The sequence below is a fragment of the Actinomadura monticuli genome (genome assembly GCF_041463655.1).
In the GTDB taxonomy this organism is placed as follows: Bacteria; Actinomycetota; Actinomycetes; order Streptosporangiales; family Streptosporangiaceae; genus Spirillospora; species Spirillospora monticuli.
Genome location: NZ_JAXCEI010000006.1, coordinates 244,295 through 257,088, shown reverse-complemented (window position 1 = coordinate 257,088; position 12,794 = coordinate 244,295). Strand labels below are relative to the sequence as shown.

General features: G+C 72.4%; 13 protein-coding genes. 7 read left to right on the top strand and 6 right to left on the bottom strand.

The genetic code is table 11. The features are described from left to right. The first annotated feature begins 77 nt into the window (after positions 1–77). Together SM611_RS15780 and SM611_RS15775 are read left to right on the top strand one after the other, a co-directional pair. Complete coding sequence (locus SM611_RS15780) at positions 78–710, top strand: TetR/AcrR family transcriptional regulator (RefSeq protein ID WP_371950286.1); 633 nt, start codon at positions 78–80, stop codon at positions 708–710. Then, a complete protein-coding gene (locus SM611_RS15775; protein WP_371950285.1) occupies positions 710–2,047 on the top strand; it encodes a carotenoid oxygenase family protein in 1,338 nt (445 codons plus the stop codon). The genes SM611_RS15780 and SM611_RS15775 overlap by 1 nt, the downstream gene beginning before the upstream one ends. 37 nt (positions 2,048–2,084) lie before the next feature. Here the strand turns inward: SM611_RS15775 and SM611_RS15770 are convergent, their stop codons facing one another. Continuing rightward, on the bottom strand, positions 2,085–2,528 hold the full coding sequence (locus tag SM611_RS15770; RefSeq protein ID WP_371950284.1) for a YybH family protein: 444 nt from the start codon (positions 2,526–2,528) through the stop codon (positions 2,085–2,087). A gap of 93 nt (positions 2,529–2,621) precedes the next feature. Then, positions 2,622–3,251, bottom strand: a complete 630-nt coding sequence (locus SM611_RS15765; protein ID WP_443112136.1) for a uracil-DNA glycosylase — start codon at positions 3,249–3,251, stop codon at positions 2,622–2,624. Between the two features lie 316 nt (positions 3,252–3,567). Between SM611_RS15765 and SM611_RS15760 the strand changes: the two genes are divergently transcribed. After that, positions 3,568–4,335, top strand: a complete 768-nt coding sequence (locus SM611_RS15760) for a hypothetical protein (protein WP_371950282.1) — start codon at positions 3,568–3,570, stop codon at positions 4,333–4,335. 48 nt (positions 4,336–4,383) lie between these two features. After that, complete coding sequence (locus SM611_RS15755; RefSeq protein ID WP_371950281.1) at positions 4,384–4,824, top strand: MarR family winged helix-turn-helix transcriptional regulator; 441 nt, start codon at positions 4,384–4,386, stop codon at positions 4,822–4,824. Here the strand turns inward: SM611_RS15755 and SM611_RS15750 are convergent. After that, positions 4,821–5,816, bottom strand: a complete 996-nt coding sequence (locus SM611_RS15750) for an adenylate/guanylate cyclase domain-containing protein (protein WP_371950280.1) — start codon at positions 5,814–5,816, stop codon at positions 4,821–4,823. The genes SM611_RS15755 and SM611_RS15750 overlap by 4 nt on opposite strands. A gap of 80 nt (positions 5,817–5,896) precedes the next feature. Between SM611_RS15750 and SM611_RS15745 the strand changes: the two genes are divergently transcribed. Then, positions 5,897–6,661 carry a MerR family transcriptional regulator gene (locus tag SM611_RS15745; protein WP_371950279.1) on the top strand — a complete coding sequence of 255 codons (765 nt, stop codon included), beginning with the start codon at positions 5,897–5,899 and terminating at the stop codon, positions 6,659–6,661. A 28-nt stretch (positions 6,662–6,689) separates the two neighbouring features. Here SM611_RS15745 and SM611_RS15740 read toward each other — a convergent pair whose 3' ends face one another. The 3 genes from SM611_RS15740 to SM611_RS15730 form a co-directional block, all read right to left on the bottom strand. Continuing rightward, the gene (locus SM611_RS15740) at positions 6,690–8,297 is read right to left on the bottom strand and encodes an RNA polymerase sigma factor (protein ID WP_371950278.1); all 1,608 of its coding nucleotides are present in this window, start codon (positions 8,295–8,297) and stop codon (positions 6,690–6,692) included. A 215-nt stretch (positions 8,298–8,512) separates the two neighbouring features. After that, a complete protein-coding gene (locus SM611_RS15735; protein WP_371950277.1) occupies positions 8,513–10,135 on the bottom strand; it encodes a long-chain fatty acid--CoA ligase in 1,623 nt (540 codons plus the stop codon). Between the two features lie 80 nt (positions 10,136–10,215). Beyond that, on the bottom strand, positions 10,216–10,695 hold the full coding sequence (locus tag SM611_RS15730) for a SigE family RNA polymerase sigma factor (protein ID WP_371950276.1): 480 nt from the start codon (positions 10,693–10,695) through the stop codon (positions 10,216–10,218). 257 nt (positions 10,696–10,952) lie between these two features. Here SM611_RS15730 and SM611_RS15725 point away from each other — a divergent pair, with 257 nt between their 5' ends. Further along, positions 10,953–11,891, top strand: a complete 939-nt coding sequence (locus SM611_RS15725; protein ID WP_371950275.1) for a hypothetical protein — start codon at positions 10,953–10,955, stop codon at positions 11,889–11,891. Beyond that, positions 11,885–12,703: a MauE/DoxX family redox-associated membrane protein gene (locus SM611_RS15720; RefSeq protein WP_371950274.1), complete on the top strand. Its 819-nt coding sequence runs from the start codon at positions 11,885–11,887 to the stop codon at positions 12,701–12,703. Before SM611_RS15725 ends, SM611_RS15720 begins: the two co-directional genes overlap by 7 nt. The last annotated feature ends 91 nt before the right edge of the window (positions 12,704–12,794 follow it).

Here is a 12,794-nt window from a genome sequence, read left to right as displayed (position 1 = left end):
GAGTCCAGGGATTGACGCGCGCCCAGAAGCGCTCTATAACAGCGTTACTGATCAAAAACGTTGTTACTGAGGGCGGTATGGCTCCGAGCGCGTACGAGGTGGCTCAGCAGCGGGGCGACGAGGCGATCCGCACGTCGTTGCTGGACGCGGCCAGCCGGCTGCTGGCCGCGGAGGGGCCGGGGGCGCTGACGCTGCGGCGGATCGCCGCCGACGTCGGCTGCTCAACGACCGTCCTGTACCGGATGTTCTCCGGGAAGGCCGGGCTGATGGAGGCGCTGTACGCCGAGGCGTTCGAGCGGTTCCGGCGGCGGCTGGCCGCGGTGCCGGTTCGGCCCGACCCGCTGGCCTACCTGTCCGACCTCGGACGCGCCTACCGCGCCAACGCCCTGGCCGACCGCAACTACTACCGGCTGATGTTCGGCGAGCCGGTGCCGGGGTTCCAGCCGAGCGACGAGGCGGTGGTCCGGGCCGCGGAGACCTTCGCGATCCTGGAGGACGCCGTGGCCGCCTGCGCCGCCGCCGGGCTGCTCGCCGGCGGCGAGCCGCGCCATGTCGCCGCGTCGCTCTGGGCCGCCATCCACGGGGTGGTGAGCCTCGAACTGGCGGGCCACCTGGCGGACCGCGCCGACGAGGTCTTCGACGCCACCCTCATCGCCATGGGGGGCGGACTGTTCCGCGCACCGTCCACCGGAGAGAAACGAGGTCCGTGATGTCCAACTCCTACCTGAACGGTCTGCTCGCCCCCGTCACCGAAGAGGTCACCGCCGACGACGTGCCCGTCACCGGACGCGTCCCGGCCGAGCTGAACGGCCGCTACCTGCGGATCGGTCCCAACCCCCTCGGGCTGGAGGACACCGAGTCCTACCACTGGTTCGTCGGCGACGGGATGGTCCACGGCGTGCGGCTGCGCGACGGCCGCGCGGAGTGGTACCGCAACCGGTGGGTCCGGTCCCGGCGCGTCGCCGCCCGGCTCGGCGAGGAATGGCCCGAAGGGCCGGTCTTCAACGACTTCGACTTCGCCCCGAACACCAATGTGCTCGGCCAAGGCGGACGCACGTTCGCCCTGATGGAGGGCGGGTTTCGGCCGTACGAGCTGAGCCACGACCTCGACACGCTCGGACCGTGCGACTTCGGCGGCACGCTGAAGGGCGGCTACAGCGCGCACGCCAAGAAGGACCCTCACACCGGTGACCTGCACGCCGTCGCCTACTACTTCGGCTGGGAGCACCTGCAGTACACGGTGCTGAGCACGTCCGGGCTCGTCACCCGCTCGGTCGACATCCCCGTCTCCGACGGACCGATGGTGCACGACCTCGCCCTGACGCAGAAGTACGTCGTCATCTACGACCTGCCCGTCACCTTCTCCATGGAGATGGCGATGTCCGGTGCCGCGCTCCCGTACGCGTGGAACGACGCGCACCCGGCGAGGATCGGCCTGCTGCCCCGCACCGGGGACGCGGCCGACGTGCGATGGATCGACATCGAGCCGTGCTGGGTCTTCCACACCATGAACGCCTACGACGACGGCGACCGGATCGTCCTGGACCTGGCGAAGTTCCCCAGCTTCCTGCGGGACGGCCGCCTGGAGGACAACCCGCCGCCCGTGCTGGACCGCTGGACCATCGACCCCGCCGCCGGGACGGTCGCGCAGGAGACCCTCGACGACCGCGCGCAGGAGTTCCCCCGCGTCGACGAGCGCCTGACCTCGCTGCCGCATCGCTACGGCTACACGGTCACCGCGCAGGCGTCCGCCACCGAGCCCGCCGGGGAGGCGCTCCTCAAGCGCGACTACCGGACGGGACGCACCGACGCCCGGCTCTTCAAGCCGGGTTCGGGGGTCGGCGAGGCCGTCTTCGTCCCGTCCGCGCCCGGCTCCGCCGAGGACGACGGCTACTTGATGACCCTCGCCTACGACACCGAGCGCGCCGCCACCGACCTGTTCATCATCTCCGCGCAGGACTTCACCGGCGACCCGGTCGCCGTCGTCCACCTCCCCGTCCGCGTGCCGACCGGTTTCCACGGCAACTGGGTCCCCGACCAGTACTGACCGATCACCTCGCGCTGGTCAGCGGCACGGGACTTCGTCAGGGCTCGAGGTCGGTCACGCCCCTCCCGCTCGCGACGTCGAGCGGCACCGAGAACTGGTCGTGTGCTATCAACCAGCGGCCGTCGGTCTTCCGGAAGCAGAACGTGGCCCGGACCCACATGCCGCGCGTCGCCGTTCCGTCCTTCATCGTGCCGCTGAGCCGGCCGAAACCGTGGCCGAACGCGACGTCATCGCCGACGGTGAACGTCAGTTCGCGAAGCTCGTAATCCAGGTCCTGGAAGGGCGTGAACGCCCTCGTCCAGTTCTCCAGCTTCGCCGCCACCCCCACATGCTGAAGCGGCGGCTCGACGTCGAAGGAGACGACGTCCGTCGCATAGAGACGCCTCAGGCCCTCCAGGTCCTTGGCGCGAATCCCTTCGACGATCTTCTCTATCTGCTGCCTGATCTCGGCTTCGGCTACTTCGCGGTGCGCAGGCGTCATGACTCGTCACCTCCCGTCGGATGGGGTCTCGACATGTCACCAGTACGACGACACAGCACCCCGGAATGTCGGGCCCGCAGCGGACGCCGCGGCCTACGACTCCGCAAGGGCTTGGGCGACGCGGGCGTAGGCGTGGATCCGGTCTTGTCCTCGGGCTTGGCGGACGGCCGGATCCTTGGACCACAGAGCCTGCCTACCCGGATGGTAGGTGCTCACGACCTGCAGGCTGCCGCGTTGGAGGATCTCGGGGTGGCGGGCGACCAGCCGGCGCCAGGTGTCCTGCGCGTCACGGCCCTGCAGAAGGACGACGCGGAGTCGCGGCATCAGTCCGAGAACGCGAAGCAGCGGGTCGACTCCGGCCTGCCGTTCGGCGGCCTTCGGCGCTCGGTTGATGTACCAGGGGTAGGCGTTCCAGGGGGTGACGTCGCGAGGGGCGATGCCCGCCGCGTCGAAGGCTCGGCATTGCAGTTCGGCGGTCGGGTCGTCGTTCTCCACGCACAGGAAGCCCGAGCCCGTTCCGTCCTGGGTCTTGGGGCCGGGATCGCGCAGCACCGACAGCACCCGCGCCCGCACACCGCCGTGCCACGGCGCCACATGCGGCATCCAGCCCCGGCCGTCCTGGCCGCGAAGGGCGTCGATCATTTCGTTGACCGGGCGGACGTGCGGTGCGTACCGATTCCGCTGCTGCTCGTCCCGGAACGCCTCGTCGGCCATACGACGCACCAAGACCGACCTCCACGCCCTACCGTGTCACCTTGGTCAAGTGATGGCTCTTCGAGCCTGGCCGGGTCCCGTGACGACGCGCCCGAGACCCGGTCCTCGTCCTCCGCAGGGGAGGCCGGGGGTACCGACCTTATCCGGCAAGCCTTGAAACAGCGGCAAGTCCGGCCCGGCAGCCGGACCGGAGACCGTACCGCCTCAACCGGCACCGTGCGCGGGGCGGCCGGTGCAGCGGACGTCCACGTGGTTGCGTCTCCTCGCCCCGCTGTGGATGATCGTTCCGGTTCGCCGCGATGGCCGAGGCGAGGAGAGGGCGGCGGTGGGAGACATCGGGTGGCTCGGCCGTACGGCCCTCGTCACGGTGGCCACCGTGGTCGCCGCCGGAGGCGTGACGGCGGCGCTGCTGGCCACGACCGGCTCGTCCGGGCCGACGGAGGCGGTGGTCGAGCGCCGGGCGGGCGCCCGGGTGCTGCCCGGTAACACTTCCGCGCAGTTCGCCCTCGTGCGCGCGTGCATGGTCGGCGATCCGCTCATCACCGTTCCGGTCACGGACGATCCCGCGACAGTTGGCCGGCTGACCGGGCCGGGGACGATGGTGTCCGACTTCCGGGTCCTGGCCGAGTCCGTCCGTGACTCCCGCGGACGGACCGTGCTGCTGGGCAGCGGCACGGCGTACCGGCTCTGCCGGCTCGACCGATCCGGCAGGCCGGCGACGGACGATCGGGCTCCGAACCAATCCGCCCGTGTCTGGGGTGTTCCCCTCACGACCGTCCCCGACCACGTGATCTACGACGACACGGGCAGCGGCACTCTTCGCTTCGACGCCCCCGGCTCCAGAACGGGGTGGGAGTTCCACGTGGCCGGGCGGGTGGTGCCGGGTGGCACGCGCATCACCTTCACGGCCCCGGACGGCAGGTCGGCGGAGGCGCCCGTGAGCGGCCGGTTCTTCGTCCTCAGGAGGAGCGGCGGCGGCGCGGACGGCCCCGCCCCCGGCGGAGCGATGGCCTCGGTGACCGTCCGGCTCTACAACGGCGACCAGGTCGTGAAGGAGTACTCCGGACAGGTGGAGGCGGCCGTCCTGGCGTAGCCGCGCCGGATCGGATTGGTTGTGGGCAACCGAACGTAGGATGGGGGGATGGGCGATGGGGAGCTTCTGAGGCTGGACGCGCAGGTCTGCTTCGCGCTGCACGCGGCCTCGCGGGCGTTCGACGCGCGGTACCGGACGGAGCTTCGCCCGCTCGGGCTGACCTATCCCCAGTACCTCGTCATGCTCGTGCTGTGGGAGGCGGACGGTCTCACGGTGAAGCGGCTGGGCGAACGCCTCCGCCTGGACTCCGGCACCCTGTCCCCGCTGCTGAAGCGCCTGGAGACGGCGGGCCTCGTGGAGCGGCGCCGGAGCCGCGAGGACGAGCGCTCGGTGTCGGTCCACCTGACCGAGGCGGGCGCCGCCCTCCGTTCGCGGGCGCTGGACGTCCCCCGGCGCATGCTGGCGTCGACCGGCCTGAGCCCGGCCGAACTGTCGGATCTCTTCCACACCCTCCAGCGCGTGACCGACAACCTGGACGCCGCCGTCTAGGACGGACCGGCGGGGCGGTGAGTGCGGCGCAGCAGGTACGGCCTCACCCGGCCCAGTCCCTGGAGGGGACGGGGCCGGAGGCTCGACGCCTCGTAGGCGTCCTTGGGGAGGGCCGCGGCCAGGTCGGGGCCGGCCAGGACCGTCCCCGGGTAGGCGGTGGAGGTCAGCCGGGCGGCCATGTTGACCGGGGTGCCGAAGACGTCGCCCAAGCGCTGGATGACCTCGCCGTAGGCGATGCCCACGCGGACCTTGGGGAAGTCGGGGGCCGCGTTGAAGTGGTCCGCGATGCGCAGGCCGATCTCGGCGGCGCCGGACGGCGTGGGCGCGACGAACAGGACCTCGTCGCCGAGGGTCTTGACGACGCGGCCGCCGGCCTCCGCGACGATCTCGGCGACGGTGGATTCGAAGCGTTCGACGAAGGCGGCCAGAGCGTCGCCGTCGAGGCTGCGGCTGAGCCGGGTGAAGGACACGACGTCGGCGAAGCCGACCGCGAGGTGGGCGAGGCCGGCGGCGGGGTCGGCGTGGGCGGTGGCCGTCGTGGCGGCGACACGCATGCCGGCGGCGGTGAGCTGGCGGCGCCAGCCGTGCAGCAGGAGGCGCTCGAACGCCGGGCGCAGCTCCTCGGTGGCGGCGAGCGCGGCGGTGACGAGTTCGGGCGTGAGGGGCTCGTCGGAGGGGAGTTCGCCGAGCCGCTGAAGCCACACGTCGCCGAGCCAGCTCGCGAGGCGCCCCATCGTCTGGCCGACGGCGCGGGCCAACTGGAGGACCATCTCCTCGTCCACCATCGGGTGGGAAAGCAGGTCCTTGATCTCGCGGAGCGCGGCGACGTCGCCGTCGGTGAAGGCGACCTCGTCGTCGGGCGAGGCCGGGAAGCCGAGGGCCTGCCAGATCCGGCGCGCGTAGTCGTCGGTGACGCCCGAGAGGGCCTCGACCTCCTTGCGCGTGTAGCGCAGGGGGCCGCCGAGGAGTGTCTCCTCGATGTCGTCCGCCATGGCGGCAAGCCTATGTGCCATCGATCGATGTAACAATGGTGCCGGAGTAAGATCGCCTCATCCGAGCGGCGGGCGGGGGCATGGCCGAGTACCGAATCGACGAGCTGGCGCGGCTGGCCGACAGCACCGTGCGCAACATCCGCGCCTACCAGGACCGCGGCCTGCTGCCGCCGCCGCGCCTGGAAGGCCGCGTCGGGATGTACGACGACTCGCACCTCGCACGGCTCCGCCTGATCGGCCAGCTACTCGGCCGCGGCTACACGTTCGCGATCATCAAGGACCTGCTGTCGGCGTGGGAGACGGGCAAGGACGTCGGCGAGGTCCTCGGGCTGGAGAAGGTCCTGACCGATCCGTGGTCGGACGAGATCCCCGGCACCGCCACCTACGAGGAGCTCGTCGAGATCTTCGGCTCCGGGCTGGACGAGGCCGAGATCGCCCGCATCCAGCAGCGGACGGTCGAGATCGGGCTGATCGAGCCGGAGGGCGAGAAGTTCCGGGTGCCGAGCCCGCGGCTGCTGCACGTGGGCGCGGAGCTGGTCGCCGCCGGCATCCCGCTCGACTCGGTGCTCGACATCGCCGCGGAGATCCGCGACGACTGCGACGTGATCGCCGGACGGTTCGTCAACCTCGTCCAGGAGCACGTCTTCGACCGGCTGGAGGGGGCGCCCGTCCCGGAGGGCGACAAGGTCGCCGAGGTCGCCGCCGTGGTCCGCCGGATGCGGCCGCTCGTGAAGATGGTCGTCGACCCGTTCATCGCGCGGGCGATGGAGACCCGCGTCCAGGAGGCGCTCGGCGAGCGCCTGGAGATGATCCGGGACGCGCTCGGGGAGCAGCCCGCCCGCTGACGCCGGAGGCAGGGCCGCCGGAGCCCCGTCACAGCAGCGTGGCGCCCCAGACGACCGTCACCTGGTGCAGTGCGCCCTCGGAGTCGGTGAACGTCAGCGTCCCCTGGCCGGGCAGGCCGATGATCGCGGTGCGGAGGGTCAGCGTCAGGCTCGTCGTGTCGCCTTCGGACATGCCGCCCTGCATCTGCGAGAGGATCAGCTGGCTCGTCGACGTCATCGCCGTCCATGTCACCGGCCCGCTCCGGGCGGCGAGGCTGACCTGCGCGGTCTTGGTGCCGTACATCTCGACCTTGGCGGGGTTCACCACGAGGACGCCGGGCTGGACCGGCGGGTCGGCCGGCTGCGACGGCCCCGGCGACGGGTTCTTGGTCTCCTGCGGCCCCTTCTCGTCCGTCTGCGGGTTCGCGGGCGGCTGGGCGGGCTGCCCCTGGGGTCCCCCGTCGGGCCCCTGGGACGGCCGCCTGCCGTGGCCGCCGCCGTCGTCGGACGGCTCATGGGTGATCGACGGCGCCGGGCCCGTGCGGAACGGCGGCCAGGACAGCGGCCCGCTGCCGATGCCGGGCCCCATCACCAGCACGGCGACGACCGCGGCGACCAGCGCGCCCGCCATCCCGCCGCCGGTGAACAGCCACCGGCGGGTGAACGGCGACGGCACGTCCGGCTGGATCGGCAGGCCGGACGGGGTGAGCGCGCCGCCCCGGGCGGCGATGTCGGCCCGGTAGCCGGCCAGTTCGGGGTCGGTGGCGGTGTGCATGACGCGGTGCCGGAGCGCGGCCGGGAGGATCGGCGCGGGCGCCCGGCGCAGCAGCGCGGCGGGGGACACCCGGCCGCGGCGCAGGCAGTCGCGGCAGCCGGCGACGTGCTGCTCGGTCTCGGTGTCGGCGGGGGAGTCGTCGCCCCGGCGGTGCAGGATGCGCGCCATCCCTCTGGCCGGACGCGGCGGCGGGCCGGCCGCGGCGGCCTCCTCCCGCACAGGGGCGGCGGGCACGCCGGCCGCCGGCGCCCCGGACTCCGTCTCCTCCGGCTCCGCGGTCCGGGCGGCGCACGCCCGCTCGGCGTCGCGGACCGCGATCTGGAGTGACGCCTCCAGGTCGGCGCCGCCCTTGTGCACCCGCTGCGCGGCCCGCCGCGCCGACAGGCCGAGGGTCGTCCCGAGCCGGGCCGGGCGCAGCCCGTGCCGGAACGCCAGGAGCATCACCTCCTGGTCGGCGGGCTCCAGCCGGGACAGGGCGGCGCGCAGCAGGCCGTGCAGCTCGTCCGAAGGCGGCCATTCGAGGCCGAGGTCGTCCTCGTCGGCGCGGTCCGGGAAGGGGGCGTCGGCGAATTCGCCGTCCCGGTCCCAGAACAGCACTTTCGCGCGGCCCCGCCGGACGCAGCGGCGCCGGGCCGCCCCGTACAACCAGGGCCCGAGGTGCAGATGATCGCGCATCCGGGGGGCGCGGCGGCACGCGTCGATGAACGTGTCGTGGACGATATCGGCGGCGACTTTCGGGTCCCCCGACATTGACAGGGCGTAGTCGTAGAGGCGCTCGGCGTACTCGTCATAGAGCGTGGCGAGAGCGGCCTCGTCGCCTTCGTTCAGCCCCTTGACCAGTTCGCGGTCGGCCGAGCGTGCGGAGGTGGACAACCTGGGCATTCACGCTCCCGGCAGCGGCATGAGGGGCCCGCCCCCACGAGGGTCATCCGGACAATCAGCCCACCTTGCATACACCCGCGGACCCCATCTGCACCACATCATCTCCCGAAATCACCATTAAGGTAACACCCGGGTGAGATGCCGCCGCACTCCGTGACCACGTGGCGGCTGACTCCGCGTAAGAATCGAGTCAGCCGCCTGTCATGACCACCAGGTCAGTCGGCCCGCCGGACCTCCAGGTCACCGTCCGCGTAACGGCGCCGCAGCACCTTTTTGTCGAACTTGCCGACGGACGTCTTGGGGACTTCGCCGATGAACGACCAGCGCTCGGGAAGCTGCCACTTCGGGATCCGCCCGGTCAGGAACTCCCGCAGCTCGGCCGGCGTGACCTCGGCCCCGTCCCGCAGGACGACCGAGGCGAGCGGCCGCTCCTGCCACCGCTCGTCCGGGACGCCGACCACCGCGGCCTCCACGACGTCCGGGTGCGCCATCAGGTGGTTCTCCAGCTCCACCGAGGAGATCCACTCGCCGCCGGACTTGATGACGTCCTTCGCCCGGTCGGTGAGGACGAGGTAGCCGTCCGGCGACAGCGTCCCCACGTCGCCCGTCCGGAGCCAGCCGTCGTGGAACTTCCCGGGGTCCTCGTCGAGGTGGTAGGCGCCGGTGATCCACGGGCCGCGGATCTCGACCTCGCCCACCGCCTCGCCGTCGCTCGGCAGGACCCGGTCGCCATCCCCGACGATCCGCATCTCCAGGCCCGCGAGGACGCGGCCCTGGCTGATCCGCGCCCGGAACGCGTCCTCGCCCGCGGCGCGCGGCGGCGGGTGCGCCACCGACGCGACCGGCGACGTCTCCGTCATCCCCCACGCCTGGACGATCCGGACGCCGATCTCGTCGAACCCGCGCATCAGCGCCGCCGGCACCGCCGACCCGCCGCACGGCACGAGCCGCAGCGAGCTCAGGTCGGCCCCGTGCTCCTTGGTGTACCGCAGGACGTCCGACCAGATCGTCGGCACCGCCCCGGCGATCGTCGGGCGCTCGGCCTCGATCATCCGGACGAGCGGCTCCGCCTGCAGGAACCGGTCCGGCATCAGGAGGGAGGCCCCCGCCGTCACCGCCGCGTAGGGCATGCCCCAGGCGTTCGCGTGGAACATCGGGACGACCGGCAGCACGACGTCCGACGCGCTCATCCCGATCGCGTTGCCCGTGCACGTCGCCATCGAGTGCAGGTACGCCGAGCGGTGCGAGTACACGACGCCCTTGGGGTTCCCGGTGGTGCCGCTCGTGTAGCACATCGCCGCCGCGGACCGCTCGTCGATCTCCGGCCACTCGAACGTCGCCGGCGCCGCCGCCAGCAGCGCCTCGTACCCGTGCAGCTCCTTGCCGGCGTCCTCCAGCGGCGCCGTGTCGCCCGCCCCGACCACGATCACGTGCCGGACGGTCTTCAGCTGCGGCAGCACCGGCGCCAGCAGCGGGATCAGCGATCCGTCGACGATGACGACCCGGTCCTCGGCGTGGTTCGCGATGTAGACGAGCTGGTCGGGGAACAGCCGCAGGTTGAGCGTGTGCAGCACGGCCCCCATCGACGGGACCGCGAGATAGGCCTCCAGATGCTCGGCGTTGTTCCACATGAACGTGGCGACGCGCTGGTCGCCGACCACTCCGAGGCCGCGCAGCGCCCCCGCCAGCCGGGCGGCGCGCTCACCGACCTCGGCGTAGGTCCGGCGCCGCGCCCCGTCCCCGGTCCATGTGGAGACCTCGGTGTCCCCGAAGACCCCGGCGCCGTAGCGCATGATCGTCGTAATCGTCAGCGGGAAATCCTGCATGGTGCTGTACACGGCACGCCTCCTGCAAGAAAGGGCTCCAGAACGGGATTCTTGCAGCGTTGGCCGAGAGGGGCGACCCCCTGGGCGAAGGGCTAGTACAGCTCTCTCAGGCGGGTCATGGCCCGGGACACGGTGGATTTCACGGTGCCCACGCTGACGCCCAGCGTCTCGGCGATTTCGCGTTCGGACATGTCCTCGTAGTAGCGGAGCATGACGGCGAGGCGCTGGCGTTCGGGGAGGCGGTCCAGGGCGCGGCCGAGGGCGTCGTGCATCTCGCTGCGGTCGGTGTGGTCCTGGACGGGGCGGTCGGGGAGGCGGTCGGTGGGGTAGACCTCCAGCTTGCGGCGGCGCCACCAGGAGATCTGCGTGTTGACCATGGCGCGGCGGACGTAGCCGTCGACGGCGGCGCGGTCCTGGATGCGGTCCCAGGCGAGGTAGGTCTTGGCGAGGGCCGCCTGGAGGAGGTCCTCGGCCTCGGCGCGGTCGGCGACCAGCCGGTTCGCGGCGCGCAGCAGGACGGGCCTGCGCTCCGTGACGTACTCGCGGAACTCCTCGTGCCGCGTCGCGCTCACATCACCACCGGGCCAAGGGGTCGGGGGAGCCGCGCTCCCGGGTATGGTCGACGATCGCAGGAAGATCGTAATTCTGGGCCTACATAATTCACATATCCGGGTCAACCAGTTCATAATCTTTATCCCAGGTAGATCAGACATCCCCTGTTGGCCGACTTATCGCGACAAATCCGTCGACAGGCGAGGTCACGGCACGTGAGCCTTGACTCGCCGTCTTACCTCCAGTCGCCCAGAGTGATCACCGCCGGAGTGTCGCGATGCCGCCGTACGCAAGCCGTGAAGCGCGCCGCCGACGCCGCGCGGCCGTGTTCGGGACGTCCCCCGCCCGGCCCGGGGCCGCGCCGCCGCTGCGCGTCACGGCCGGGACCGTCCTGGACGCCGGCCCGCACCTGCTGGTGCTGGCCGCGGACGGCGCCGAGACCAGGATCGCGATGAGCGGGACCACCACGGTCTGGCACGGCGGGCGCGGGGGCCTCGCCGCACTCCGGCCGGGCCGCCCGGTGATCGTCCGGCAGAAGGACGGCGGCGTCGCCGACCGGGTCTGGGTCGACATCGGGCGCGTCGCCGGCACGATCCTGTCGTGCGGGCGGGGCACCGTGGAGGTGGACATGGGCGTCCACCGCCGGCGCGCCCATGTGGTGATCCCCCCGCACGCCCGCGAACGGGTGCTCGTCCGGCACCCGCGCCTGGAACCCGGATACCTGGTCGACCTGATCTGCGTCGGGTCCCCGGACGGGCCGCGGGCGGTGCGGCCCGGCACGTCCCAGCCGGGCTACCGGGCCGACGATCTGGCGGCGCCCGAGGCGACCGCGCCCGTGCCCGAGGTGCTGCACGGGACGGCGACCTGGTTCGGGGACGCGGGCGACGAGACTCCGGACGGGGTGGCCTATCCGGCGGTCGACTCCGAGGAGAGCGCCGGAGGATGCGCGGGCGCCCCGTCCGGTTGCGTTCCGCTCCCGTACCTGTCGGTGGGGAGCGAGGTCTCCGTCCACAACGAGTGCGGCGGGCGGTCCGCCGTCGTCCCGGTGGTGGAGTGCGGCTGCATGGCGGCGCGCTTCTGCGACCGGTGCGTGGAGTGCGGCGCGTCCCCGCGCGGGCGGATCGTCGAGCTGACGCCGGCCGCGTTCGCCAGGCTCGGCGGCGATCTGGACGCGGGCTGCTTCAACGCGTCCGTCCGTGTGGAGGGGGCATGGTGACGGCGTTCCAGAACACCCAGGTGCTGCTGCTCGCGGGGGTGCTGCTGGCGGCCTGCCTGGCCAAGCTGGTCTTCCGGGAGCGGACTGCGGACGCGCCCGACCACGTGCACGGCGTGCCGGTGCCGGCGGGGCTCGGGCGGCTGACGGCGGTGCGCCGCAGCCGCGGCATGACGGTCGGGCTCGGGCTCGCCGAGGGCGTCCTCGGGCTGGCGCTGCTGGTGACCTCGCACCTGTCGGTGCGGCTCGCGACGACGGTCGCGTTCGCGGCGGCGACGTGGGTGGTGGGCGAGCTGCGGGTCCACAGGCCGGACGCCGGATGCGGCTGCTTCGGCGGCCTCAGCGGCCGGAGGGTCGGACGGCGCAGCGTGCTGCGGGCCGTGCTGTTCACCTGCGCTGCGGTGGCCTCGCTCGGCGCGCCGCTCACCGGCGTGGACGTCCTGCGGGACGTGGAGGTGCAGGTCGGACTGGTGTTCGCGGTCGAGGTGGCGCTGTTCGCGGCGCTGTCCCCCGAGCTCGCGGAACTGCTGGAGCGGCGCCGGTCGCCGGCCGGAGCGCCGTGCGAGCGGCGGCACAGCCCGATGGCGGAGACGTACGCGACCCTCTACGAGAGCGCCGCGTGGGCCGCGCACGAGAACGCGATCGCGAGCGCGGCGCCGCTGGACGTGTGGCGGGAGGGCTGCCGGAGGTTCGTCGCCTTCGCCGCCCGGGTGGACGGCCGGGACGTGGAGATCGTGTTCGCCGTGTCGACCGCCGAACGGGACCGGGACGTCTTGGCCGGGATCGTGGTGCCCGAGGCGTCCGCGGTCGTCTAGCACCTTCTTGGACGAGTCCAATATCGGGCTAGAGATTCCTCGCACGGAGAGCGGGAACAGACCCCCGTGGGGGGAGAAAACGGCGGTTACC

Bases quoted from the DNA above. Each gene is read 5' to 3' on its own strand.
- SM611_RS15780 (WP_371950286.1), top strand. From the start codon at position 78: ATGGCTCCGAGCGCGTACGAGGTGGCTCAGCAGCGGGGCGACGAGGCG.
- SM611_RS15775 (WP_371950285.1), top strand. From the start codon at position 710: ATGTCCAACTCCTACCTGAACGGTCTGCTCGCCCCCGTCACCGAAGAG.
- SM611_RS15770 (WP_371950284.1), bottom strand. From the start codon at position 2,528: ATGACGCCTGCGCACCGCGAAGTAGCCGAAGCCGAGATCAGGCAGCAG.
- SM611_RS15755 (WP_371950281.1), top strand. From the start codon at position 4,384: ATGGGCGATGGGGAGCTTCTGAGGCTGGACGCGCAGGTCTGCTTCGCG.
- SM611_RS15750 (WP_371950280.1), bottom strand. From the start codon at position 5,816: ATGGCGGACGACATCGAGGAGACACTCCTCGGCGGCCCCCTGCGCTAC.
- SM611_RS15745 (WP_371950279.1), top strand. From the start codon at position 5,897: ATGGCCGAGTACCGAATCGACGAGCTGGCGCGGCTGGCCGACAGCACC.
- SM611_RS15740 (WP_371950278.1), bottom strand. From the start codon at position 8,297: ATGCCCAGGTTGTCCACCTCCGCACGCTCGGCCGACCGCGAACTGGTC.
- SM611_RS15725 (WP_371950275.1), top strand. From the start codon at position 10,953: ATGCCGCCGTACGCAAGCCGTGAAGCGCGCCGCCGACGCCGCGCGGCC.
- SM611_RS15720 (WP_371950274.1), top strand. From the start codon at position 11,885: ATGGTGACGGCGTTCCAGAACACCCAGGTGCTGCTGCTCGCGGGGGTG.